The organism is Filimonas lacunae, from assembly GCF_002355595.1.
GTDB classification, from domain to species: domain Bacteria; phylum Bacteroidota; class Bacteroidia; order Chitinophagales; family Chitinophagaceae; genus Filimonas; species Filimonas lacunae.
Genome location: NZ_AP017422.1, coordinates 1,153,802 through 1,178,389, shown reverse-complemented (window position 1 = coordinate 1,178,389; position 24,588 = coordinate 1,153,802). Strand labels below are relative to the sequence as shown.

Sequence of the window (24,588 nt, the reverse complement as noted above, 5' to 3'; positions counted from 1 at the left end):
CAAAGGGGGGTATTTTAATCAATTAACAGGGGGAAAACTCCTCTTATCCCCGGCATCCTCCGCATAGGGGATATTTTATACACCAGCTATCCATTCTTCCACAGTAACCACGTCGGCCTGGCGTGGAAATATCCGGGTATTTAAAAACTGGTGCACTTCCTCTTCCCTGTCGGCACAGCCATCGCCCAACACCGTAATACGGTAATCTTTATCGGCCGCTTCGCGCAAAGTAGATAATACCACCCCGCTGGTAGCAATACCTGTTAACACCAGGTGCTGAATTTGAAAAGCACGCAATACCACTTCCAGGTCGCTGCCGGTAAAAGCACTTACCCGGCGCTTTACCACCACACATTCGTTTTCCTGTGGCGCCACGCTGGGGTGTATGGCCGTAAACTCAGCCGGGGTAATATTGGCAAACATGGGTTTGCTGGCCATAAACCCTTTGTTATTCGCGCTTATCTCCGGCGCTCCGGCCCTGAAACCCACCACCACATAAATCACCGATATGTTATTGCTGCGGGCGCTTTCTATAGCCTGTGCCACCTTACCGGTAAGTGTGGCTGCTTCCGGTATCATACCCAACATAGCTGTTTGCATGTCCATTACTAATAAAGCAGTGTTGCTGTTGTTGCTCATTGTATTGTCTGTTTTATGATGATTGTTGAATGGTGCCGCTGTCATCGGCAGCAGAAGCGTGTTGCCGGAGGTGCCGGGAGAATACGCCTGCTATGGCCACAGCAATGCCCCCCTGCACCAGCATGGTAAACGGCGCAGACAGGCTTTGAGAAACAGCCCCGGCCAGCAAACTCCCTAAGGGCAACATGCCAAAATAAGCCATGGCTATATAGCTCATTACCCGGCCCCGCATAGGTGCCGCTGCTTCCATTTGTATAATGGTGATACTAACCGTCATAGGCGTAAGCGAAGCCAACCCGATGACCACCGCAAAAGGAATGGCCGCATAAAAAGATGTACAACGGGAAAAGCCGATCAGCCCCACACCTAACACGCCAATGCTTATCAAGAGAATACGGGTAAGATTGGCGCTTTTGTGTAAAGAAGCCAGGTAAAAACTGGCCACTATCGATCCCAACCCCACTGCACTGGCTATATACCCAAAAGTGAGGGCATCCCCTGTAAAAATCACTTTGGCAAAAACCGGCATCAGCGTGTCATACGGCAACACCAGCAGCCCCATGCACATGGTAAAAATAATGATGATGCCTATGCGCGGCGTTTGCCGCAAATACCGGAACCCTTCTGCCAACTCAGTAACCGCTTTCTTTTTAGTAGCAGGCGGCACAAAAGCAGGTAGCTTCATCAGTAACAGCGAGGTGATCACCGCCAGAAAACTTACTGCGTTTAATGTAAAACAGGTATGTGCGCCAAACGTTTGCAACACAATACCCGACAAAGCCGGGCCTATTAACCGGGCAATGTTTACCATGGCCGAGTTCAATGCCAGCGCGTTGCTGATGTCTTCTTTATTATGCACCAACTCGTGCACCATCGGTTGCCGGGCCGGTGTATCAAACGCATTCACAACGCCCAGCAATACACTTAACGCCAGAATTTGCCATACCGCATACTGATGTGTAAGGGTAAGAATAGCCAGCAATACCGATTGCAGCAAGGAAACAGTTTGCGTAATCAATAATATAGTACGCCGGTTATAACGATCAGAAACTATACCCCCTAACAACGAAAACAAAAAGGAAGGAAACTGCTGTGCAAACACCGCCAGCCCTAACATATAAGCCGAGTGCGTAATGGAATACACCACCCAGCTCACCGCTGTACGCTGCATCCAGGTACCTATTTGCGAAATAGATTGCCCGCAAAAAAACAATGCATAATTTCTGTTACGGAAAGCCCGGAAGGCGTTCCTGGTTTCTACTTGAGTCATAAATAATATCATCGTCGCTTTTACAATTCGACACTTTTTGATAAAATGTCGAAAACAAAGCAAAAAAATGTTCCTTACCGAAGACGTAGCATGGTCATCTGCACCAGCACATCAATAGCCTGCTCAATACGCGCCAAACTGCTATCCACCATCATCTCCCGCTTAAACCCACGCAATGTGCTGGCAAACACAAATAAAATCATGTCCTGCTCTTTAGCGTCCAGCGTTGCCACTTCTCCCTGGGCTGTGCCCTGTTTCAACACCTTGCTTAACAAAGCTGCTTCTTCCTTCCTGATCTTTTTCTGAATAGCCACCTTCTTTTGAGCATATTGCGGCATTTCATCCGGATGCATGCCCGTTTCCAGCGCATCGAAGAAAGACTTCTTTTTACGGGAAATTTTGGTTTTGGTAACACCATACGTACGCAGCTTTTGCTCCACCGTAGTGGCCTGCTCTACCGCACGCGCAAGTTCTGCCATAATATCGCTGATTTCAGCGTCCATCACCGCATCAAATACTTCATCCTTATTCTTGTAGTAGTAATACAAGGAACTTCTACCCTTGCCAATAGCCTTCGCCACATCATCCATCGTTACCTTCTGATAACCATGCTTTTGAAACAGCTGCTGCGCCGCCTGCAAAATCTGCTGCTGCATCAAATCTTCTTTTATCGCATTGGTGGCTGACATGAAAGTGTTGCTTGTAGAGTACAAAGGTACATTCATTTTCGACATACAAACAAATTTTGTCGAAAAGTGAATCACTGATATTCCGGGCAAAAAAAGATAAACCACCCAAGTACACCTCCAAAAACCGGCGCTTTACCTGTACATTCACCCGTACAAATCCAGGTAATTGTTCAACTGGCATAATAAAATCCAATATGAATAATAAGGTAAAAGGATATTTGCTGGCTATATTCTCGGCCATTTTTTACGGCCTGATCCCTTTATTTATGCTACCCCTCAAAGCCATACACTTTTCGGTAGACCTTACTTTATTTTATCGCTTCTTCATTTCCGCCCTGGTGCTGCTGGGCTATATCGTTTATACAAAGAAAGCCCTGAAAGTCAACAGTCGCGAACTGATTATTCTGGGCGCGTTAGGTAGCTTATTTGCATTCAGCTCAGAATTGTTATTCATGGGGTACGACCTGCTTTCTCCCGGCATCGCCTCTACCCTGTTGTTTGTTTACCCGATTATGGTGGCGCTGATCATGGCTTTCTTTTTCCAGGAAAAATTAACCAGGCTAACCGTGCTATCCTTGTTCATTACCCTGTGCGGCATATTTGCCCTTAGCATCAAAGACGCCAATTTTCATATCAATGTGGCCGGCCTGGTAGTAGCACTTTTATGCGCCCTGTGTTATGCTATTTACATTGTGGCGGTAAACAAAGCCAAACTACAGGTACCAGGCATCACTATATCGTTTTACTCTATGTTGTTTTCTGCCCTATTTTATCTGTGTAAAGTGCTGGTGCTACATTCTTTTATAGTGCCCGGTGCAGGCACCTTATTGCACATTACGCTATTTGGTTTGATTACCTGTGTGGGTTCTATTACAGCTTTGGTGTATGCCATTAAGTTGATTGGTTCTACCCCTACTTCTATTATGGGAGCTGTGGAGCCGGTTACGGCGGTAGCCATTAGCGTATTGCTGTTCCAGGAACCATTTACGGGAGCTTTACTAGCAGGGATTGTGTTGATTTTGACGGGGGTGCTGATTAGTATTATTGCGGATAGTAAGAAGGAAACAGCAGCGCATTGAACCTAACAGCATGTTTCTTTTTCCTTATTTACTTGCAATGGTTCTGTAGATCCTGAACAACATGAATAGCAAAGGCCGGTTCCTCTTTTAAAGAAGAACCGGCCTTTTTCTATTATTAAAAAATCTCCTCTTACTTCAAAGAAATAGTACACGTCTTCCCCCACTGAATAGCTGCACCAGCAGTAGCAGTTGGGTTCCAGTAACACTCCCTCATAGTAAGCACTTGCTTTTGCGTATCCAATGCACCAAAATGGAAAGTCAACTTGGTTTCGTCTGTGGCAGACACTACCCCTTTCATGGGCGAGTCAGCACCAACGGTTGGCAGGGAAATATCGCTATCCGGACCAGCATAAGTGTAGTACTTGCTTTCGTGCACATGTCCATGCAAATACGCTTTGATGTTGGTATGCTTTTTCAGAAAAGCTACAAATGCTCTTTGCTCAATAGCATCAGAACCGGTAGAAGAACTACCATCTTTCAGGTGCTCGTCTAATACGTTATCAAACTTATCAGTGGCATTAATAGAATGATCGCCGTTAGGATTGGTAAAGTGGTTGGTTACTACAGCTGGCTGATCGTGCGCTACAATGATCACCGGTGTGGTAGATGCTATGGCTTGCAGGTCTTTCTCCATCCAGATACGTACGCTGGAATCAGGCCACATTTGAATAAAGCAAAAATGCACACCACCAATTTCTCTTGAATAGTTAATGCGATCGTTGTTATAATTATAGTTAGCAGCTGTTTTAGTGGTGGTATTAAACATCAGGTTGTAAATACCTGCCATAGAAGTAGCATCCGTTAATGGATTCATGGTGGCATAATAGCCGATAGTATTAGATACATCATGGTTACCAGGCACCATCAGCAATTCTGCATTTTGCCCGTTACCATTTTTAACAGTAAGGCTTTGCAGGTAGTCTGTTTTAAACTGATCCCACGAAGCAGCGGCTGTTTGCACGCTGGCACTGGTTTCCATTCTGTTAGCAATATCGCCACCTTCCAGGATATAATCTACTGTGTTAATTTTTAAACCAGCGTTTACACCACTGTCGGCAGGCAGTGTCATTCCAGGCAAGGTGTTCATTTGCGCCACCATCGCTGCGTTCACTACATGCGCGTCTACCTTTGTTTTACCCTGGAATGCGGCACGGGTTAAACCATAGTGCGCATCTGAAGTAAACACAAACTGAACAGAAGCAGGCATGTTTCCTTCTACAGATTTTTCGTCTTTTTTACATCCTACACCAGCCATAGCAGCCACCAGGGGTAGCGCCAGCAAAGCCTTACGGGAAATCAATGATTTTGTCATGGGTCTATCGTTTATTAAATAAAAACAAAACAGAAGGCAGATGATTACAGGAATTTACCAGCAGCTAAACAAATGATGCCCGAACAGCCCACAATACAGATGAATAAGCAGGTTAGTAAGCCAGAATACATCCTTTCCATTTTGTGCAAAGGAACCGAAGAAGCATTGCCAAGTAGCAACACCAAACACATTTAATGATTGGTTTACAATTCGGTTATAATTATTTAATGCAACGATTTAAACGATTTTCATCATCTTACCCGCGTCTCGCTTTATAAAACTGCGACACTTTACCATTTCCGCCGCCTTTTCCTACCAGCATTTCCTGGAAGCGTTTGTGCTTATCTGCAACAGCAACAATAATGGAACTCACTTCATCAAAATAATCCATCCTTCTCATACTACTCTTCGTTCCTGCCGACATACCTTCTTCCAATATCCGCGCTACCAGCTCTATTCTTTTCTTCACCTGCTGATACCGCGATACCTCACCGGGAAAAATACTTTGCAGCAGCACTCCCGTTCTTTGGCACCAGGCGGCTATTTCATCAAAAACCATCACAGCATAAGTATCGATACCCGTTTTCTTTTTCATAGCAGTCAATCCCCCGTTTAGTTTTCAAACCGTTAATAACGGTATAAAAACAGTACAAACGTTTTGCCCGGCTATGAAACAGATAATATATGTGGATGACTCCCTATTTCCTGTTAACTCTTTCCGCCGCTATCTATATCTGCACCTGTTTAAGGGAGACACTTTTTCTGCTTTAATCACATGTAAACCTATCACCATCATAAATATTTAATAAACAGCACTTTAGATAGTAAATTTCATTTAACATACTCATATTATAAGTGGGTTTACTAAGTAGTTGGTTTGCAAACGGATTGCCAGTAGCGGGGTTGATTTTGTGAATGGAAAAATTGGTTAACCATGTCAATTACCTATGCTATTCGTATCCAATCCAAACGATAGTTATTTAACAAGCAGGCGCATTATTATTTTAGTTTAACAACTACTTTTCCTTTAGCCCGGCCGCTTTCCACGTAGGTAATAGCTTCCTTGATTTCCGAAAAAGGGTACACTTTGTCCATAACGGGCTTAATAATGCCGGAATGAATCAACGCTGTGATTTCCGTCAACTGATTTCCGTTGGCCTTCATGAATAGAAATGAAAAACCAACATTGAGCTTCCGGGCTTTCCTTCTTGTGGCGGCGCTTAGAATGCGGATTAACAATTTTACAAACCCCGGAACTCCAGCTTCTTTTGCGAAATCCGGGTCTGGCGGTCCGGAGATAGAAATGAGTTTTCCGCCGGGTTTTAATACACGCAGCGATTTTTCAAGCGTTTTTGCATCCTGACTATGTAAAACGAGATCATAGTCGCTCAGGACCCTCTCAAAATCATCTTTCTTATAGTCGATAACAACGTCTGCGCCGAGGCTTTTAACAAGCGCTGTATTGCCTGCACTGGTAGTTGTAGCCACGGTGGCGCCCATGTACCTGGCCAGTTGAATGGCAAATGTACCTACGCCACCGGAACCTGCCTGTATGAACACTTTTTGACCTTTCTTAAGGTTGCCTTTTTGTATCAATGCCTGCCAGGCAGTTAAACCAACAAGTGGAATGGCTGCCGCTTCTTCCATCGAAAGATTTTTCGGTTTAAGCGCCAGGTCTTTTTCTTTTACTGCAATAAATTCTGCGAACGTTCCTATCCGGTAATCTGCAGGTCTCGAATACACCTCATCTCCCACTTTAAATTTCTGTACGGCAGGCCCTACTTTGGTGACCACTCCGGCCACGTCATGTCCTAAAATAAAGGGAGTTTTGTAGGTTAAAAGAATTTTGAACTCACCACTTCTGATCTTTGAATCAAGCAGGTTAATACCGGCAGCGTGTACCTCTACCAATACCTCATCGGCTTGGGGTTCTGGTGCCGGCATCTGACCTATATGACCACCGTCCTTCTTTGTGTACTTATCTATGATAAATGCTTTCATTTTTTTATTTTTAAAGTTGAGATAAATAATTAAGGCATCAATAGTCTATAATTCTTCTTAGGGTTGACCAGATTGAAAGTTAATCCCGGAAAAAAACGGTTAAGAATGTAAACTGCTTTAGTATCACCAACACGGATAGTGGGTTGATCATTTTCAAGTCCTGCAATTAGTGCCTTTACCATTTTTTCAGAGGTCATTTTCTTATCCTTCCTGTCAGCTGTCATTTCGGTAGCGACAAGCGGCGGCAGAACTTCAAACACTTTCACTTTACTATCCAGGAGTTGCAGGTGTTTCCTTAACGCCCGCGTGTAAAACTGTAATGCCACTTTAGACGCCGAATAAGTAGCTTCCAGAATCGCAGGTACATAACTAAGCAGAGAGGTTGTATTAATGATGGCGCTTTCTTTGCGGGCTTTCAGCATATCCATGAAAAGGTTGTTGAGCCGGATCACTGCCAGGTAATTGACGTTGATTTCATACGCAGCATCTGCAAAATGCTGGTCAGTCGCTATTCCGAGGTTAATGGGGGCTGTTAATACGCCCGCATTGTTATACAGAATATCTATACCGCCCAATTGTTGTATCTGGTTGAAAAGCTTTTGCGCATCGTCCTCATCTGATACATCACTTTTAATAGCTGTTATTGTCGGATATAGTCGCTTAGCCTCGTCTAATTTAATCTGGTTTCTGCCAGTGATAATCACCCTGGCTCCGTTGTTTAAAAATTGTTTTGCAGCTTCTAATCCGATACCAGATGCGCCTCCCGTGATAAGTACCGTTTTTCCTTTTAGTTGCATTGTTTATTCTATTTTGAAGCGTTAATAGATTTTAGAATGGATTTCTCGAAAACCTTATAGGCAAAATGCTGAAGCAGTAGCACAATAGATGCTCCTTTTCCCACAGGGTAACTGAATTTCGGATTACTTTCCCTCACCGTTCGTAATAAAGTATTGATAACAGGGGTAGGTTCCGGCGCATCATCAAATGTCTTCCGGGTATATGCGATAATCTTTTCACGGAACTGATCGTAGTCTCCCATCGTACCTTCTGCAACAGTTGCACTTTCACCGATATTGGTTTTAAAACTCATCGGCTCAACCATAACAACCTTGATATTGAACTGGCTCAGTTCAAACCGAAGTGACTTAAAGTAACCTTCGAGGGCATGTTTGGATGCTGCGTAATAGGAAACATTCGGAAGACCTACTAAGCCCAGAAGCGAACCAATCGTGATTATTTTCCCATGTTTTTGTTCCCGGAAATAAGGCAACAACTCGTTGGTTAATCTGATCGTTCCCCAAAAGTTCGTTTCAAATTGCTGCTTACCAAACTCAATAGGCGTTTCCTCGGCAAGGCCGTTTACCAGATATCCTGCATTATTGATCAGCACATCCAGCTGTTTGATATGACCGAACAGCTGCTTGCCAAATGACGCTATGGATTGGGGATCATCCAGGTCCATTTGCAACAACTTAAAAGGTAATTTTCCCTGGTGCTTTTCCGGATTACGGCTTGTGCCAATGACTTCGTAGCCATTTTCGTGTAACCTGCTGGCAACAAGCAGTCCAATGCCCGATGATGCACCTGTTACCAGTACCGTTTTTTTATCTGATTTCATGATTCTTATTTTATACCTTTTAGTATATTTTTAATGCTGCAAAAGGATTTTCTTTACTATTGAGATAACACGGAAAAGATGTTTGATGGTATCGAAAGCAACATAATATACTTTTTGGTATATTTATTGGCAATAAAAAAGCTAGCTTGCATAGCTTTCCAATTCCATTTTAAGGCTTTTGATTAACCCTGACATAGGCTTAGCTGTGTTCATGGCCCTGCACAATACAACACCTCCTTCTACGGCAGATACTGCCTTAAATGCATACACCACCGGATCAAGATCAGCAGAAAATTCACCAGCCTGTATACCTTCATTAAGTATGCTCACAAAAATGTTCTGCCCGTTTCGGATAACACCTGCGATTTTGTCTTTGATAGCCGGAAAATTATCATCGGATTCCACAGCAATGTTAAATATGGGGCACCCGCCTTTAAGATAAGTATTCAGAGGGTCTTTATAGAAGTCAAGAAAGGCGAATACCTTAGCCTTAGCAGTTTTACCTTTACTGATAGTAGACCTCATTTTTTCGACATTTTTTTCGAGCATGTGTTCAACGACCTGAAGAGCCAGATCCTCCTTGCTTTCGAAATGGCCGTAAAGGCAGCCCTTAGTCAGCTTTGCAGCATCCAGCACATCATCTATGTTGGCACCCGAAATCCCCTTCTGGTTAAAAATGGGCGCAGCTGTCTCCAAAATAAATTGTTTTGTTCTTTCTGCTTTTGTCAACATCACTAGTAAATTGAAGGTCAAAAATAAACTAAAAAGTTTATTAACATATACCTTCAGGTATATTTATATTTTCATTATATACAAAAAACAGTTGTATTGTTTGCTAATTGATGATATGCTACGCGTTTTAGTCAATGGGAATCAGAGTGGTACAATTCCTTTACTTTTGATGTATTGAAAAGCTTTGGATCATCATGAATTAAGAGCAGCGGGCAAATCAAGCCCAACAAAAAAGCCTTACATTTCTGCAAGGCTTTTTTGTTGGGGGAAGCACACGGGTTCCCCCTCTGCTTGTAAGGCAGATGCCTTTAACCAATCTATTGAGTTACTTTTCCCAACATCCGCACTCCCGGCAGCACATTCAACAGCTCCTGCACATTCCCCTCTCCTGCTTCTATCACCATTCCATCCTGCACATAAATCTTTCCCTGCCTGTATACCGCAGGCAATGTCTTACCCCCCTTGTGGTAGTTACCCGGCACGGGTATATCACCTGCCTGCCCAAACTTCACCGGTGCTTTAAAGTTAATCAGCCATTCGTTGGTAGCAGGCCTGTACACCGCCATCTCTGCGCGGCCATCGCCATCGTAGTCACCGGGTACCGGAATATCACCGGGGGTATGTTTTACTTCCAGTGGGATATTGCCCAGGCTGGTTTGCCATAAAGAGTTATCGGTTCTGAAAACACCAACATCCAGTATACCATCGCCATCGTAATCAGCAGGTACCGGCACACTGTTTTTATGACCAAAGCGAATGCTATCCATGCCGTCAATATACCAGGTGAGTGTAGCAGGGCGATAAACAGCCACATCAGCAAAACCATCGCCATCCCAATCGCCACATACCGGTATATCACCGGGGTTGCCCAGGGTGACTACTTTACCGCTTTGCAGGTAGAACTTACCTGCTGAGGGGCGGAATACGGCCAGGTCTGTTTTGCCATCACCATCGTAATCAGCAGGCGCGGCTATGTCACCGGGTTCACCAAAGTGTTGCTGGGGTTGGCCGGCAATTTTCCAGTCGCCGTTGGCAAAGAACGACACGTCTGTTACCTGGTCGTTATTATAATCCAGGAAACGGGATACCGTGGTATGATGCAGCCAGGGTAAGGTGAATTGGCTATCTGCATCGGTTTCTTCTTCGCCGGTAAAGGGTGAGAAGGTGCGTACGCGGATGAGGTCTTTCGACGGGGAAAAACTCATCAGGCGCATCAGGCCGTGACCACCTTGGGGCCGGCTTTGGTAATCGGATAAAAAGGTTTTAATCACATTACCGGCATAGCCATCCTGACGGTAACCTTCGCCGTTATCACCTACGTGGCCGCATAAGGTGATCATCACGTTGGGATAGCTTTTCAGGCGATCGAATACACGCTTGCCTTGTTTAGAGAAAGGCGGAAAACCTTTCTCGTTGGTACCGGCAGTTTTGTTGAAATGAATGATAGAATGACTTACCAGTATCGCTTTGCGGTCGCTGTATTTTTCCAGTACACCAGCAGCCCAGCGGTTAAGGCCTTCTATATTTTCATCGTAGGAGTCATATTCAAAATACAGCACCAGCAGCTTCATCCCTGCTACCGTAAGTAAATCGTAATGGCTATCATTATCATTGCCATAATGACCACCATACCATTGCTTGCCTTTGAAATGCGCTACGCCGAAGTATTTGTTATACTGGTCTGTTTTGCCTGTTACCGGGAACTGACTTTTAGTTTGATCGTGGTTGCCTACCGCCAGGCCATAGGGAATACCTTGCGGGTAGCCGGGCAAGGGCTTTTCCAGGCGATACATGGCCTCCGAAGCATTTACCCACTCCTGTGGAATCTTCTCTCCGTCATCACTGATATCCCCCAGCTGTATCACGTATTGAATACGCTCTTTCGCAGCATTTTTTACAATCCAGTCTGTTTGGGCATAGAACATCTCCTTTTTGCCACCGTTCTTTTCTGCGGTATAATATTGCGTATCAGGCAATACTACAATACTAAACTCCTCCTCATTATTGGCAGCCGCAGTGTGCTGCGCCTGCACTGTGCCCTGCAGTTGCAGGGCCAGCAGAAAGCAGAGTGCTTTCTGAAAACTATTTGTTATCTTTTTCATACGCATTTAAAAATAACCATCATTCTGTTTAATCTTAATATTCAGGCCCACTTCATTCTGCGGTATCGGAAAAACCAGGTTATGTGCATCTATTACATACGCATCGGATGATAGGTAAGTAAGCTGCTGCCTGATTTTCTTACCAAAATCATTAATCACGGTCAATGCCTTTCCGGCACGCAGCAGATCGGTCCAGCGGTGGTTTTCAAAAGCCAGCTCTACACGGCGCTCATGAAAAATAGTATCGCGTAGGATGTCTATATCTGTGTTTTGTATAGCCGTAAGTCCTGCCCTGGCGCGCACCCTGTTCAGAGGAATTAAGGCTTCACCGGGTCTGCTTTGCTCATTCAAAGCTTCTGCCAGCAACAGCAGGGCATCGGCGTAACGATAGATAGGAAAATTATCGCTGGAACCGGTAGTGGCTACTAATGGGGCATGCAGGTATTTTTTGATATAAGGCACACCGGTTTTACCCGTAGCAGGCGTATAGTTGATCACACTTTTAACAGCAGAATAGGCAAAATAACTGCTGACATCATAAGTACCTTCTGCTATGCCAATAGAAGCATCTAAACGCTTATCATTAGGCTCAAAGCTTTGTATCAGATCTGTACTGGGTGTGTTCCAGCCACCGGAACCTGTGTTATCAATAGTAATGCCTGTGAGTAATTTGGTGTCCTTACTGCGGGGAAGGAAATGAAACGACAACACATTAGGCGTAGCCCCCGTCATGGTACCACCTAAAAACTGTATTTCAAACAAACTCTCCTTGCTGTTTTTATTCGCAGGCAAAAACGCATCGGCATAGTTAGCATTTAAATCGTAGCCCATGCCGGGCAAGGTATTCAGCAATGCTTCCGCCTCGGCCCATTTCTTTTGCTGGCAATACACTTCGGCCAGTAAGATAGTAGCAGAACCTTTGGTGGCTTCCCCTGTTTGTGGAAACTTACCCGGGGCAGCCAGTTCACTCACCGCGTCTTTGGCATCAGCCACTACCTGTGTGTAGACTTCCTCCGCCGTAGAGCGGGCTTTAAACGCATCTTCGGCAGTAGTTACTTCTTCTAAAAACAAAGGCACCCCGCCATATAAGCGTACCAGTTTAAAATAATTCAACGCACGTAAAAACTTCGCCTGCCCATCAATACCCGCTTTAACGCTGTCGGCTATCGCTGCCGTTTTTAAACGGGAGATAATGATATTGGCACGCGAAATACCCGTGTAGCTATGCTGCCATGTAGCAGCAGCATAGGAATTAGTAGAAGTGTTAACAAAATCAGATATATTTTCCCTTTCTACAAAGGCAGTACCTCGGTTACCCGGAATAGGCTGATACACGGTATTATCAGAGTGCATTTCGGAAGTAAAGTAATCGTTGATCAGCACATCACGCAAAGGTGCATAAGCCGCAACCAGTGCCGCACGAAACTGTGTTTCCGTTTTGTAATAAGAAGCATCGGTATACGAATCCTTCGGGGTAAGCTCAATAAAGCTTTTAGAGCAGGAGCTGGCTACAATGGCCAGGAATGCTGCCGGTATCAATATCTTTTTCATTATAATAGCCAATAATGATTATTTGAATGTGGTAATAAAGCCAATAGAAAATGTACGTGGGATGGGATATGCATTTTCGTCAATGCCCACACCCGCCGTAGGATCAGATCCGCCTACATTTATTTCAGGGTTCATACCTGAATAGCGTGACCATACAAACGCCTGCTGCACAGAAGCGTATACCCTTACTTTGTTAATCATACCACCTTTTACAGGCAGTGTATAACCCAGCGAAATATTCTTGGCGGTGAGGTAAGAGCCGCTTTCTATCCATTGGGAGTTTACCTGGCGGCCCATGGCAGTGGTACCGGTTTTAGTTCTCGGATACATGCCTGAGCCTGGATTTTCCAGCGAACGCCAATGATCCAGTGCTGCCACTTCCAGGTTACGCGATCCGTCCATATTGGTACGGTAAGCCCATTTAGCCGCATTTAAAATTTTACCCCCTGCCGAAAACGACATATCAATATTAAAATCAAAGTTTTTATAGGTAAAGCTGTTGACCATGCCACCTGTAAAAGTAGGGGTAGGATCGCCAATAAATGTGCGGTCGTTTACATCATCAATATTACCATCCCCACTCAGGTCTTTTACCTTAATGGTTCCTATATCAGAGTTCCCGTTCGGCTTGGCAGTGGTGCTCAGGTATTTGGGTGAATTAGCCAGATCAGCTGCATCGCGATACAAACCATCAAACACAAAACCATAGAACTCACCCAGGTGATGCCCCACCTGTTGACGGTAATAATCAGAAGAGACAGTTGTGTTACGACGGATATAGCCCGGATCTACCAGGTTGGTAATCAGGTTACGATCAAACGACACAATCAGCCGGGTGTTCCACTTCAGATCGCCCACCAGGTTTTTAGTAGAGATACTGAATTCATGGCCCCACATTTTCAATGCACCCACATTATACAATATCTGGCTAAAGCCTGAAGAAGTAGGTATAGCACGCTGCTGAATCAATCCATCGGTAAGCTTATGGTAATAATCATACGTAAGGCTGATACGGTTGTTCAACAGGGCTACATCTATACCAAAGTCCAGTTGCTTATTACGCTCCCAACGCAAATCGGCATTCGGGAGGCGGTTAATCGTCTGTCCCTGTGTAACCGTGTTATTATAGTTGTAATAGTAAGTGCCGATAGTAGCCTGCGCATCATAGTTACCCGGGAAGTTATTATTACCGGTAACACCAAAGCTACCGCGCAGTTTCAGGAAATCTATAGCGGTTACAGTTTGCATAAACGCTTCTTCACTGATAACCCAGCCGGCTGATACAGAAGGGAAAATACCCCACTGTTTGTTAATACCAAACCGAGAAGAACCATCGTTACGGAAAGCGGCTGATAACAGATATCTGTTTTTAAAGCTGTAGTTAAAACGACCGATGTAAGACAACATAGAAAAATCACCCGCTCCGCTGCCACCGGTAATGCTGGTAGCAGCACTGAGGTAAGGAATATCATCACTGGTATATCCTAAACCGGTAAGTGTATTGCTATAAGTACTGAACTTCTGTGCTGAATAGCCTGCCAGCGCTTCTATATGATGATCTGTAGCAATGGTTTTATCATACACCAGGTTGGCTTCTGCCGTCCACGAACCATTGTCTATTGCTGAGCTGGTGCCCGTAGTTTGTCCCTGCGTTCCCGTTACCAGACCTGATTGAAAATACTTGCGGGTTTCATTGCCCTTATCGATACCCAGGTTGGTTTTCAAACTCAGGCCTTTAAAAAACTCGTAGTTCAGGTAGCCATTGGCCAGTATACGCGTGGTATAATAATCATCGTTGGTAAGGTTAAAAGTAGCCAGCGGATTAATATATGATACCATACCCGGAGAAGTTACGTTGCGGGCATAACTGCCATCTGCATTGTAGGGCGAGAGCAATGGACTGGCTTCAAAGAAACGTTCAAAATAACCGCCTACCCCATCCGTAGATAACCGGTTGTTATGATCAACGCGATAGCTGGGAGCCAGGTTAAACCCTACACGCAGCTTATTGTTTTCACTGGTAAAATCCTGGTTAAAACGCAGGGAGAACAAACGGGTGCCGGTATTGATAATAACCCCCTGCTGCTCCTGGTAGCCAGCTATCAAAGTAGAAGCGGAATGCTCTCTGGCGCTTCTTACACTGAGATCGTAGCTTTGAATAGGCGCGGCACGTGTTAACAGTTTAAACCAGTTAGTTCCTTCGCCATACTGATCCGGGTTATCATAAGCTGCTTTATAATCAGCCGCTACCGTGTAACCAGGCTCATACAATAAACCATCTTCCATGCGTTGCTTCATATAAGTAGCAAACTCATGGGCATTCATCATGCGCGGCAGTTTATTAGTAGGAATCTTCTGAACACCATAGTAAGCAGAAAATTCCACTTTGGCATCGCCCGGTTTAGCATGCTTGGTAGTAATCAGCACCACTCCATTCGCTGCACGCGAACCATATAAAGCAGTAGCAGAAGCATCTTTTAAAAAACTAAAGCTTTCTATTTCAGCCGGATTGATATTATTAATGCTGCCGGTAATGGGCAATCCATCTATCACAAACAATGGCTGGTTGCTGGAATAAAAAGAAGCCGCGCCACGAATAACAAAGCCCATACCACGCCCCGGCTGTCCGCTGGTTTGTGCTACCTGCACACCAGCTACCTTGCCCTGTAACTGCTGCGCAAACTGCATTACCGGCATATCCTGCATCGGACCGGCATCTACCGCAGCAACTGAACCGGTAATGTTACGCAAGCGTTGCTTGCCATAGCTTACTACCACTTCTGTTAACAGGTTATTAGCAGGCTTTAACGTTATATCCATGGTAACGGTTTTACCTTCTTCTACCAACACCCTGTCCACCTGCCTTTGATACGATACATAGGTATATTCTACTGTATAAGTGCCGGGTTTAAGCGTTATGATATAACTACCATTTACATCGGTTTGTATGGTTTGATTCAGCTCCACAATACGCACCCCTGCCCCTGCCAATGCATTCCCTTTTTCGTCGCGGATAACACCGGTTAATTTACCTGACACCACCCTGCGTTCACGGGCATCAATCACAACATACCCTTCCAATGTACGATAAGCCAGATCGGTAGAATCCAGCACCCTATCCAGCAATGCCTGCACGCTGATGCCGTTACTTTGAAAGGTGATTTTTTTGTCTTCGGCCAGCATCAGCTTTTCCGGCAGAATAAACCGGATGCCGCTTTGACGCTGAATTTCCAGCAGGCTTTCTTTAATACCCGCCTGGTGAAACTGAACCGAAACTACTTTGCTGAGATCCTGGCCATGCGTATCCTTTGCCATCGACAGACTCAACAGGGTAAATTGGGCAATCATCAGTAAATAGGAAACTCTCATGATAAACCTTGTTGTAGGAGACAATTTTTTTTGCATACATTCGTGTACTTATGGTTCGTGGGGGATAACCCCGAATTCGTAATTAACATCAGGAGTCAGGACAAAAGCCTGTCTCTGTGTTATCACTGCAGCCCCGTCGTCCAAAACCTGGCAGCAGCGAAAAACACATTACCGGGCTTCCCGCATGGGAAGCTTTTTTTATACTATCTCTTCTATAGCTTCATATACTTTTTATTAATGAATAATAATTTGCTTGTCTTCTATGGTGTATCTGAAATGTGCAGCCGATGCCAGCAGTTTAAACACTTTTTCGGGCGGCGCACTGGCATCCAGTATCAGCGTTAGTTTCTCTTTTGCTTTGGCCTTTTTAGTAAAAACGATCTCTTTATTGTACCAACGTTCCAGCACGGTGGTGATGGCTTCCAGTGATTGATTATTAAAGCTTAAACGCGCCTCTTTCCAGGCAGTTACTTCATTGGCGGGCACCCGGTCTTTCCACGATTGCCCCTCATAACAAACAGCCCGCTCACCCTGCGCCAGCACAGCCACCGGCCTGCTACCCGTAGCCGTCACTTCCTCTACACGCACCTTACCCGTAGCTACCTGCACAGTAAAAGGCACTCCTGCAAAAGCTTCTATTTTAAAGGAGGTACCCAGCACCTGTGTTTGCCATTGCTGGCTATGTACAATAAAAGGCTTTTGCTTATCAGCTCCTATTTCAAAAAAAGCTTCTCCTGTTAAATATATTTCGCGGGTTGTCGCTTCAAACTTTTGTGGAAAACGTAAGGAGCTTCCAGCCCCCAGATATACTACACTACTATTGGCCAGTATTATTTTAGCACGCTGCCCGTTATGGTTTACTTTCTCTATCCAGGCTAATTGCGGAGGTGCTGCTATTTGCCTGCGTTGCAGCAGCAAAAACACCAGGCCGGTCAACGCCACCCCTGCCCATATAGCCGCCTGCTTTAACCAGCGCATGTTACGCACCGGAGCCGGCTGCTCACTCGCTGGGGCAATACCTGCCTGTTCATAAAACCGTTGGCGCCAGGCCTCACTTTGCGGATGTATAGTGGCATCTGCTTCAAAGGTTACCCGATCGCCCGCTTCCCGTTGTTCCAGCCATTGGTTCAGCAATGCTTCCGATTCCGGCTTTTGTAAAAACACCTGCACCTCCCGCCTTTCCTGGCCGGTACAGTTACCGGAATAATATTTTTCCAATAACTCCGGCGTTATCTGTATTGACATGCTGTATGAATAAATAATCTGCTTCTACCTGATAAGGGAACAGAATAACAAAGGAGGGCTAATGCCGGGGGAAATATATTTTTAGCGTAACAATAGCAGCATACCCAATGGCAACAGGATATGACTATACTGATCCATCTGCTCGCGGAAATGACTTAGAGATGCTTTGATATGATTTTTTACGGTGTTGACAGAAAGATCAAGCTTGCTGGCTATTTCTGCATGCGACAGGTTGCCCTCGCGGCTCATAGCAAACACCAGCCGGCGCTGCGGACTTAATTGGGAAAGGCTATTGATATACTGCTGTTCCAGCTCTTTATGTTGTAACAACTGATCGGCATGCTCCGTGGCAAAACGGGCATCGTTTTCTACTTCTTCCATCGATGCAGCTGCCAGCGCCTTTTTGCGTAACACTTTGATAGTGGCATTTTTTACTGCACGAAACACATAGCTGTTAAACTCGCCTTCTATAGAAAGCTCCTGCCGTTTGTTCCATATCCACAGCAGCACATCCATCATCGCCTCTTCGGCCATGTGTTCATCTTTTACGTAGCTGAGCGCATACTGATATAACTTACCGGAATACCTGTCGAACAACACATTAAAGGCCTGTATGCGATCCTGCGCACATGCTGCCAATAACTCTTTGTCCGACCAAAGTTGATATTCCATAGAATATGGACCGCTCCCTTTTGATCGTCAAAACTAAAAACGGCAGAAGAACTTCGGTACTATCCTGTGTTAAGTGATTATTAACAAGAAGAAAAACAAATTGCTACAAAGTTCCCCCCACAGGCCAGTTTGTCCAATGATTATTAGCAGGTTTCGTAGGTTGATACAATTCCACATCTCCCTTTTCCAGCATATGGGCCAACATTTGAAAAGTTTCATTTTCAGAAGGTTTTTCGCCGGCTGCCAGATCGTTATGATACCAGTTATCCATTCTTACCATCAATGGCAGATCGTCCGGAATTCTACTTCTGATCTCTTCCTCCAGCGCCAAAAACTCCTCTTCATAGTCTACGTTTATAGCACGTACAAATTCCCATATCTTAACTTCAGGTGCATTTGCCAGCTGCACGCCACGGCTGGTATAATATTCCGGGTCATGAGAAACAGGCACCTTTTTGCCATTTAATAGCATAGAGCCCACAGCCGGGTTCAGCGCATCCCCGGTAAAGGTTTCGCCCTCATCGCTATCACTGGTAAAGGTAAACATGTTGAAGTTTTGCATTCCAGGCTCAAAAGGCAAACAGTTGCCAAAGAAATAAAGGCAATTTTCAATTCCACCATGCCCTCTCATACGGTAATGATACCCCACCACCTCTATCAGCAACACCCACCTGGCGGCATCTCCATATACTGACAGGCGCGAGTTAGCCGGATAAATGTAACCGTTATCTAACACAGGATAATTAAATTCAGCAGCACACGCATCTAATTGTTTTAAGATACTTTGGGCAGAAAAAGATGAATCAGTTTTTGTATTGGTCGGTTGCATATAAAAGTTTGGCTGTCTTTATCAATATTAGATTTGTTTAGTCATCAACATGTTTCATGCTCCAATTGCCATCTAACGAGTTAGACAGGATGTTTCCGTTTCTATCCACTTCTTTATTGCTCATAATCTCCCATTCACCTTTAAATAAACCCTCTTCAAAGTAACCCGTATAGTGTATTTCATGAGAAGGCTTCTGCGGATACTCAATTACATTGCCGTTATAATCAATAGACCAAGCACAAGCATATTTCTTAATAAAACTAATAAGGTTACCTTCAATAAATCCTTCTATAGTTGCAGGTTGCTTCATTGGATATACTTTAGGGTCGTCAATACAATAACCTTTTAAAATTCCCCTTTCCAGTGTAAGAGAAATTTCGAAGGCAGTAGATACACCATGATACGCCGGACCATACCCTTCTCCATAAGTATATTTGCCATGCCATGTGCCGGAGAAAAAAGAATCGCTCATTTGTTTAGAGTTGTTTTAAGCAAGGCAATTTAAGGCAAAAAACAAACTTAGCATCCTCACAATACTACACAGCCCCATTCCGTCAAAGATGAAATACTATCATTGCAAGCATAAAAAAACCTCAGCATATAGCTGAGGTACTCTTATTCATCATCAAATTAACTACTTGCCTTACTAATCGCCTTCGCTATCGCTTCCAGGTGCTGGTTAAAAGCACTGAGCTGCAACAACATCTGACCAGAAGTATCATTGGCTTCCATGCCGCTGAACTGGTTGTTTTTGCGGAAGATGTCTTTAATCTGGTTCCACCGCACGGCTTCTTCCGGAGTAAGGAAACCGGCTATTTCTTTCAACTTCAGCAGGTTGGCTTCGGCATCAGAAGTAAGCGTTTGCGATTCGCCTTCGTAATGCGAGCGAACTAAGGTGTTCACTTCTTCTGCATTCATCAGCGGCACCACTTTGCCTGCCAGCTTGTTCATGTTCCGGTACGATCCCTGTAATTTAAAACCGGGTTCTACACGGTACGCATCTTTCATCGCTGCACTGGCAATATATTCGCGGTTGGCTTTTATTACAATATCACGGATATACAAGATGCTTTTTAACACCGCAATAGCATCATCTATCTCCTGGCGGTTATAATTACCTTCCAGTTCGGGCAGCATGTCACTGCTGCTTTCTACATAGGTGACCAGTTTATACAAATCGTCGAAGCTGCGACCGGCAATGCGTTGCAAATAAGCATTCTCTGCTACGGCATTCTCTACCAGGCTCAGGTTAAACAAATAACCCGATGCACCAATTACATCGCCCAGGTTATATACGTCGGCACGGTTGGCCAGCATGTCTGGAATTTTAAACTGCTCGCCACTTTCGGTGTAAGGGTTACCCGCCATCACTACGCAAAAGCGCTTGCCGCGTAAGTCGTAGGTTTTACTGTCGCCTTCAAATATGCCATCCATCTTACGCTGTCCATCGGCCAGCGAAATAAACTTCTGTAAAAACTCCGGATTACAGTGTTGTATGTCATCCACATACAACATCACGTTATCGGCCATTTCAAACGCTAGGTTAATCTTTTTCAGCTCTTCCCTGGCGCCGGAGGTGGTAGCCTCCATCGGATCGATAGAGGTGATGTGATGCCCGATGGTAGGGCCATTGATCTTCACAAAATGCAGGCCCATGGTTTTGGCCAGGTATTCCATCAGCGTGGTTTTACCATAACCCGGCGGCGATAACAGCAGCAACATGCCCATGCGGGCCGTGCGCTTATCATCCCCCGCCGCGCCAATCTGCTTGGCCAGGTTTGCGCCTATCAAAGGAAAATACACTTCGTTAATCAACCGGTTACGCACAAACGAGCTTAACACCTTGGGCTCAAACTCTCTTATCTTCAACTGCTGACGATAGCTTTGCACCAGCTGCTCTTTCTGTTGATTAAAAGCACTGTAAGCCGGCACTACCAACTGATTATATTCACGCAGTTTTTGAATGAACGCATGATAGCGAAGCGTATACTTACCCTCCTGTATCACTGCATGACTACCTTTTAATCCTTCCAGCAACAGCTCGTCAGAAGCAGGCCTTTCCTGGTAAGAGTGATGCGTAAACAGCAACAAACAAACCGCTTCTTCTACATACTGTTTGTCTATTGCCACCTGTTGCGCCTGTACAAAGGCCAGCAACCAGTTTTGTATGATATGAAAACGCTCGGCAGTATCAAAAGCAGGATTCTTCAACTCCTGCTGAAACAGGTCTGTACGTTTCTTCTCCTGTAAAAACGCGGTGAATTGCTTTTTCAGCTGCAACGCCTGCTGGCTACAGGTAAAATGCTGAGCCCCTGAAAATTCCAGGTACAGGTAACCCGCAACCTCTTCTGCGGTAACGGTTGCATGCGTGGTGGGTACATTGCGGTACTGTGCGGCAATCTCATTTTCTACAAAAGCATTCTGCCTGCTTTCGGGGAAGCTTTCTTTAATAGCATGGGCAGCGGAAATCAGTTGCAGTAATTTATTCCGCACACCCTCCTCCAGCTGAAACCAGAATAGCTGCGCCGCCACACGCACCGCCGGTGCATACTGTAGAATACCCAGCGCTTCCTGTAGCGTCATCAACGCCTCGTATATACGTATAGCATCGGTGTTATGCACGCCTTTTAAATAAGCCGCTGCATAATCCCGTTCTGTTTTATCGTTGATAAAAGCTTCATAGCCCCACTGCGCATCCTGCTGCACGCGTTCCTGCAAAGCCTGGTAAGCCAGGTATTCCGCACGGTATACCGTGTTGTTTTCTGCAATCAGTTCCTGCTCCCAGATACTGCGGTACTGGTACAGTGCTTCTGCGGTTACCTGCTTGTAAAAGCTGGTGCCGATAAGGTGGTAGAATAACTGATCGTTCCGGCGCACAATGGTTAAATCCAGCACCTGCCTGCTTACCACAAACTTGTGCGTGCCCAGGGCAATGATGTTCTGGCCATCTGCAAACAAGTCCGTTTTATCCTTCAGGTTACGCAAAGCAGTTTCCCGCGATACCTTCACCAGGTTTTCCAGGTTTTCGGCCTTCGCCACATCCCCCAGCTCTTTCAGCTCTTCTACCAGGTTGCGCACCTTGTCAATCATCATATCGGTAGAAAAGAAAGCATAGATGCTTTCCTTGCTATCGAAGCTCTGCGCTTTGTTCTCTATGTTCTTCAACACCCTGATGCCTATCTGCTCCAGCGAAGAAGTGCGTTTGTTAATCATTGCAATCAGCAGTTCTTTTTTGCCGTTGAAAGCTTTCAGCACTTCATCCCGTTTATCAGCAATCTTCAACACAAACTCTTCAAAGTCGGCAAACTTGCTTTCCAGCTCTTCTATCTGCACACTGATCTTCGTAAGATAATCCTCACACTTTTCAGGCGAGGTAGCAAAGTCGAGAAAGTTCACTACGCTTTGATCCAGCAGGGTCATCTGCGCATAAAACTCACCGGTTTGCTCTTTGGTGCGCAGTACGGAAATAGCACGCGCCAGCTCAGCCTTTACTTCATTGAGACTGGCAAATATCAGTGACACCTTTTCCACTATCCGCGTGGTTTGTGTGGTGTCTTCTATCTTCAGGCTGTTGAGTATATCAATGAGCATTTCCAGTTCACCGGCAATGCCCTTTACTGCTGCTTCTATGGCCTGCGCATCAATGACCTTGGTTACTGCCGCCACCGCCTGCTTTTGCGTTACCACCCGGGCCTCATAAGGCGCCATAGCTTCCTCTTTCAGCAAAAACTGAATGGTATCCTGCGACAGGCTAATGTTATACTGCTGCAGGGTTTCTTTTAAGCCGTTTACAGCATCCGCATCTATATACTTTACATTCAGCAGGTCTAGCACCGCGCCCTGCATGCTGCGTGTTTGCGATAACAGGCCCACCAGCTGGTCCAGTGAAGTAACCACGGTGTTCTTAATGTCAAACACCAGCTTGTTCACCCGCTCCTGCATTGCAGCCAGCACATCCCGCGCATGCTTGCGCTGTGCCTGCACTTTGGCAAACTCGTCTATAGCCGTGTTTGCTATATCCCGTATCTGCAATAAAGGAGTGGCTATATCAAAAGTTTCGGATTGCTTTATCCAGAAATAGGAATCAACAATATCACCGGTTCTTTTATAGATATCTTCATACAGCCCTTCGTAACTGTCTTCCTTTTGCAACAGCTGAATCACCTCCTGGCTTTCGCTCATGGCGTTCACGATGTCTTTGTTGCCAATTTTGTACAGCACGTTGCTGCTCATAGCCGCATTTTCCTGCAACACCAGTGTGTAAGGCGTTTGCCATATCTGCACCTGGTGATGCCTTACCGCTTCCTGCTCCGATTTAAAATACACCAGCATGCCATCATCAAACACCGTAAACCCGCTACAGATGATAGGCGTTTCTACCTGCTGCACAATCATGTTGTACGACATCAGCACGTAGGTGTTGGTTACCTTCTGGTAAAACACATACAAAAAGTCTTCCCCGTTGGGCGAAGCAATGCTTTGCACAAACTCTAAACCGGTAATATCCGATTCAAAAATCTTGCACTCACCATTTTGCAGGTAATAACCATTCGAAAAAATAACACCCTGGTTATCGGGCAGTAAAACGCCGGCATCCAGCAACCGGGCAATAGGCAGCGCCTGCTTCGTGCGCACGTTGAAAATATAGCTGCGGAAGTCCTCCTGGTAGGGCTTTATTTTAATGGCAATGAGATTGCCCAGATCGGCATAGTAATATTCCGCATCATCCAGCTGCTGGTCTTTATTCAGCACCGGCTCGGAAAAAATGCCCTGCCCGGTATCGGTATTGTTCTCAATTTTGAAAGTAATATCGCCATGCACCGCTTCAATAAACACTTTATCCAGTACCGAAATATGCGGGTGCGCCCCCAGGCGACGATGGCTTAAATCGGTTTTCACCCATTCAAAATCGTGCTGCGGCGCTTTCCTTACTTCGTGTACACTGCGATCATCTACATATACCAGCTGATTGTTTTTAATCAACCATTTAAAAGCCTTCCGGTCGTCAGGACTTTTACTGGTTTGAAAAATCATGTACAGGAAGTTTTCCGTTTTTACAAACCGGGCAAAAATAGAATCGCGGTAATACTTATACAGGTTGGTAAAATCGGTAACAAAGCCGGCATCTTCTATCAGCGTTAAAGGCTGTGGCTCAAAATGATCGCCGGTAAACTGGTAAATGCTGAACACATCACTGAGCCTGATATCTTCCCGTAAACCAAAGTGAACATTATAGGCAAAGAGGGTAAGATTGCCAAAGGCCATAATGCCCCTGGCAATACCATTATTTTCTGTGGTGATGCGCTGGTTAGCCACCAGCTGAAACCCCGAAGAGCTGAATATCTCTTTACGGGCCGCATTCAGCTTAGCCAGGCGCTGCGCCAGTTCCAGGCGCTGACCGGCTAAGCGGTTACGGATAATTTCATACGTTCCTGAATCCAGTACGTCTTTTGTGTTTTTTTCAGTTTCCGCCATCATTC

Annotated in this window: 18 protein-coding genes; 1 reads left to right on the top strand and 17 read right to left on the bottom strand. The window is 45.2% G+C overall.

The window, feature by feature from the left end; all coding sequences use genetic code 11:
• Nucleotides 1-75 precede the first annotated feature (75 nt).
• From FLA_RS04895 to FLA_RS04885, 3 genes are all read right to left on the bottom strand, one after another.
• Nucleotides 76-639 (bottom strand): cysteine hydrolase family protein, encoded by a 564-nt coding sequence (locus tag FLA_RS04895; RefSeq protein WP_076382342.1) that lies wholly within the window; start codon nt 637-639, stop codon nt 76-78.
• Between the two features lie 13 nt (nt 640-652).
• On the bottom strand, nt 653-1,909 hold the full coding sequence (locus FLA_RS04890) for an MFS transporter (RefSeq protein ID WP_076382343.1): 1,257 nt from the start codon (nt 1,907-1,909) through the stop codon (nt 653-655).
• A 74-nt stretch (nt 1,910-1,983) separates the two neighbouring features.
• Nucleotides 1,984-2,643, bottom strand: coding sequence for a TetR/AcrR family transcriptional regulator (locus FLA_RS04885; RefSeq protein WP_197705858.1), 660 nt, complete (start codon nt 2,641-2,643; stop codon nt 1,984-1,986).
• A gap of 149 nt (nt 2,644-2,792) precedes the next feature.
• On the opposite strand from FLA_RS04885, the gene FLA_RS04880 reads away from it, so the two are divergent.
• Nucleotides 2,793-3,677, top strand: a complete 885-nt coding sequence (locus tag FLA_RS04880; protein ID WP_076382345.1) for a DMT family transporter — start codon at nt 2,793-2,795, stop codon at nt 3,675-3,677.
• A gap of 130 nt (nt 3,678-3,807) precedes the next feature.
• Here the strand turns inward: FLA_RS04880 and FLA_RS04875 are convergent, their stop codons facing one another.
• The 14 genes from FLA_RS04875 to FLA_RS04810 all read right to left on the bottom strand — a co-directional run bounded on the left by FLA_RS04875 (nt 3,808) and on the right by FLA_RS04810 (nt 24,586).
• Nucleotides 3,808-4,989 (bottom strand): metallophosphoesterase family protein, encoded by a 1,182-nt coding sequence (locus FLA_RS04875; RefSeq protein WP_076382346.1) that lies wholly within the window; start codon nt 4,987-4,989, stop codon nt 3,808-3,810.
• Nucleotides 4,990-5,245: 256 nt separating this feature from the next.
• The gene (locus tag FLA_RS04870) at nt 5,246-5,584 is read right to left on the bottom strand and encodes a hypothetical protein (protein WP_076382347.1); all 339 of its coding nucleotides are present in this window, start codon (nt 5,582-5,584) and stop codon (nt 5,246-5,248) included.
• Nucleotides 5,585-5,988: 404 nt separating this feature from the next.
• Complete coding sequence (locus FLA_RS04865) at nt 5,989-6,990, bottom strand: NADP-dependent oxidoreductase (RefSeq protein WP_076382348.1); 1,002 nt, start codon at nt 6,988-6,990, stop codon at nt 5,989-5,991.
• A gap of 29 nt (nt 6,991-7,019) precedes the next feature.
• Nucleotides 7,020-7,787: an SDR family oxidoreductase gene (locus FLA_RS04860; protein WP_076382349.1), complete on the bottom strand. Its 768-nt coding sequence runs from the start codon at nt 7,785-7,787 to the stop codon at nt 7,020-7,022.
• An 8-nt stretch (nt 7,788-7,795) separates the two neighbouring features.
• Nucleotides 7,796-8,608 carry an SDR family NAD(P)-dependent oxidoreductase gene (locus tag FLA_RS04855; protein WP_076382350.1) on the bottom strand — a complete coding sequence of 271 codons (813 nt, stop codon included), beginning with the start codon at nt 8,606-8,608 and terminating at the stop codon, nt 7,796-7,798.
• Between the two features lie 141 nt (nt 8,609-8,749).
• Nucleotides 8,750-9,340: a TetR/AcrR family transcriptional regulator gene (locus FLA_RS04850; RefSeq protein WP_076382351.1), complete on the bottom strand. Its 591-nt coding sequence runs from the start codon at nt 9,338-9,340 to the stop codon at nt 8,750-8,752.
• Between the two features lie 317 nt (nt 9,341-9,657).
• Entirely contained in the window at nt 9,658-11,442 is a 1,785-nt protein-coding gene (locus FLA_RS04845; protein ID WP_159445193.1) for an FG-GAP-like repeat-containing protein, read from the bottom strand.
• Between the two features lie 6 nt (nt 11,443-11,448).
• On the bottom strand, nt 11,449-12,993 hold the full coding sequence (locus tag FLA_RS04840) for a RagB/SusD family nutrient uptake outer membrane protein (protein ID WP_076382353.1): 1,545 nt from the start codon (nt 12,991-12,993) through the stop codon (nt 11,449-11,451).
• 18 nt (nt 12,994-13,011) lie between these two features.
• On the bottom strand, nt 13,012-16,362 hold the full coding sequence (locus FLA_RS04835) for a SusC/RagA family TonB-linked outer membrane protein (RefSeq protein WP_076382354.1): 3,351 nt from the start codon (nt 16,360-16,362) through the stop codon (nt 13,012-13,014).
• Between the two features lie 234 nt (nt 16,363-16,596).
• Nucleotides 16,597-17,607: a FecR family protein gene (locus FLA_RS04830; RefSeq protein ID WP_076382355.1), complete on the bottom strand. Its 1,011-nt coding sequence runs from the start codon at nt 17,605-17,607 to the stop codon at nt 16,597-16,599.
• 81 nt (nt 17,608-17,688) lie between these two features.
• Nucleotides 17,689-18,279 (bottom strand): RNA polymerase sigma-70 factor, encoded by a 591-nt coding sequence (locus FLA_RS04825; RefSeq protein ID WP_076382356.1) that lies wholly within the window; start codon nt 18,277-18,279, stop codon nt 17,689-17,691.
• Between the two features lie 103 nt (nt 18,280-18,382).
• Nucleotides 18,383-19,108, bottom strand: coding sequence for a DUF7003 family protein (locus FLA_RS04820; RefSeq protein WP_076382357.1), 726 nt, complete (start codon nt 19,106-19,108; stop codon nt 18,383-18,385).
• Nucleotides 19,109-19,145: 37 nt separating this feature from the next.
• The gene (locus FLA_RS04815) at nt 19,146-19,580 is read right to left on the bottom strand and encodes a hypothetical protein (RefSeq protein WP_076382358.1); all 435 of its coding nucleotides are present in this window, start codon (nt 19,578-19,580) and stop codon (nt 19,146-19,148) included.
• Between the two features lie 158 nt (nt 19,581-19,738).
• Complete coding sequence (locus FLA_RS04810; protein ID WP_197705857.1) at nt 19,739-24,586, bottom strand: DNA repair ATPase; 4,848 nt, start codon at nt 24,584-24,586, stop codon at nt 19,739-19,741.
• Nucleotides 24,587-24,588 lie beyond the last annotated feature (2 nt).

Excerpts from the sequence above, each read along its gene's own strand:
- FLA_RS04825 (WP_076382356.1), bottom strand. The coding sequence starts at position 18,279 with ATGGAATATCAACTTTGGTCGGACAAAGAGTTATTGGCAGCATGTGCG.
- FLA_RS04890 (WP_076382343.1), bottom strand. The coding sequence starts at position 1,909 with ATGACTCAAGTAGAAACCAGGAACGCCTTCCGGGCTTTCCGTAACAGA.
- FLA_RS04860 (WP_076382349.1), bottom strand. The coding sequence starts at position 7,787 with ATGCAACTAAAAGGAAAAACGGTACTTATCACGGGAGGCGCATCTGGT.
- FLA_RS04820 (WP_076382357.1), bottom strand. The coding sequence starts at position 19,108 with ATGCAACCGACCAATACAAAAACTGATTCATCTTTTTCTGCCCAAAGT.
- FLA_RS04855 (WP_076382350.1), bottom strand. The coding sequence starts at position 8,608 with ATGAAATCAGATAAAAAAACGGTACTGGTAACAGGTGCATCATCGGGC.
- FLA_RS04870 (WP_076382347.1), bottom strand. The coding sequence starts at position 5,584 with ATGAAAAAGAAAACGGGTATCGATACTTATGCTGTGATGGTTTTTGAT.
- FLA_RS04895 (WP_076382342.1), bottom strand. The coding sequence starts at position 639 with ATGAGCAACAACAGCAACACTGCTTTATTAGTAATGGACATGCAAACA.
- FLA_RS04845 (WP_159445193.1), bottom strand. The coding sequence starts at position 11,442 with ATGAAAAAGATAACAAATAGTTTTCAGAAAGCACTCTGCTTTCTGCTG.
- FLA_RS04840 (WP_076382353.1), bottom strand. The coding sequence starts at position 12,993 with ATGAAAAAGATATTGATACCGGCAGCATTCCTGGCCATTGTAGCCAGC.
- FLA_RS04830 (WP_076382355.1), bottom strand. The coding sequence starts at position 17,607 with ATGTCAATACAGATAACGCCGGAGTTATTGGAAAAATATTATTCCGGT.
- FLA_RS04885 (WP_197705858.1), bottom strand. The coding sequence starts at position 2,643 with ATGTCGAAAATGAATGTACCTTTGTACTCTACAAGCAACACTTTCATG.
- FLA_RS04880 (WP_076382345.1), top strand. The coding sequence starts at position 2,793 with ATGAATAATAAGGTAAAAGGATATTTGCTGGCTATATTCTCGGCCATT.
- FLA_RS04875 (WP_076382346.1), bottom strand. The coding sequence starts at position 4,989 with ATGACAAAATCATTGATTTCCCGTAAGGCTTTGCTGGCGCTACCCCTG.
- FLA_RS04810 (WP_197705857.1), bottom strand. The coding sequence starts at position 24,586 with ATGATGGCGGAAACTGAAAAAAACACAAAAGACGTACTGGATTCAGGA.
- FLA_RS04850 (WP_076382351.1), bottom strand. The coding sequence starts at position 9,340 with ATGTTGACAAAAGCAGAAAGAACAAAACAATTTATTTTGGAGACAGCT.
- FLA_RS04815 (WP_076382358.1), bottom strand. The coding sequence starts at position 19,580 with ATGAGCGATTCTTTTTTCTCCGGCACATGGCATGGCAAATATACTTAT.
- FLA_RS04835 (WP_076382354.1), bottom strand. The coding sequence starts at position 16,362 with ATGAGAGTTTCCTATTTACTGATGATTGCCCAATTTACCCTGTTGAGT.
- FLA_RS04865 (WP_076382348.1), bottom strand. The coding sequence starts at position 6,990 with ATGAAAGCATTTATCATAGATAAGTACACAAAGAAGGACGGTGGTCAT.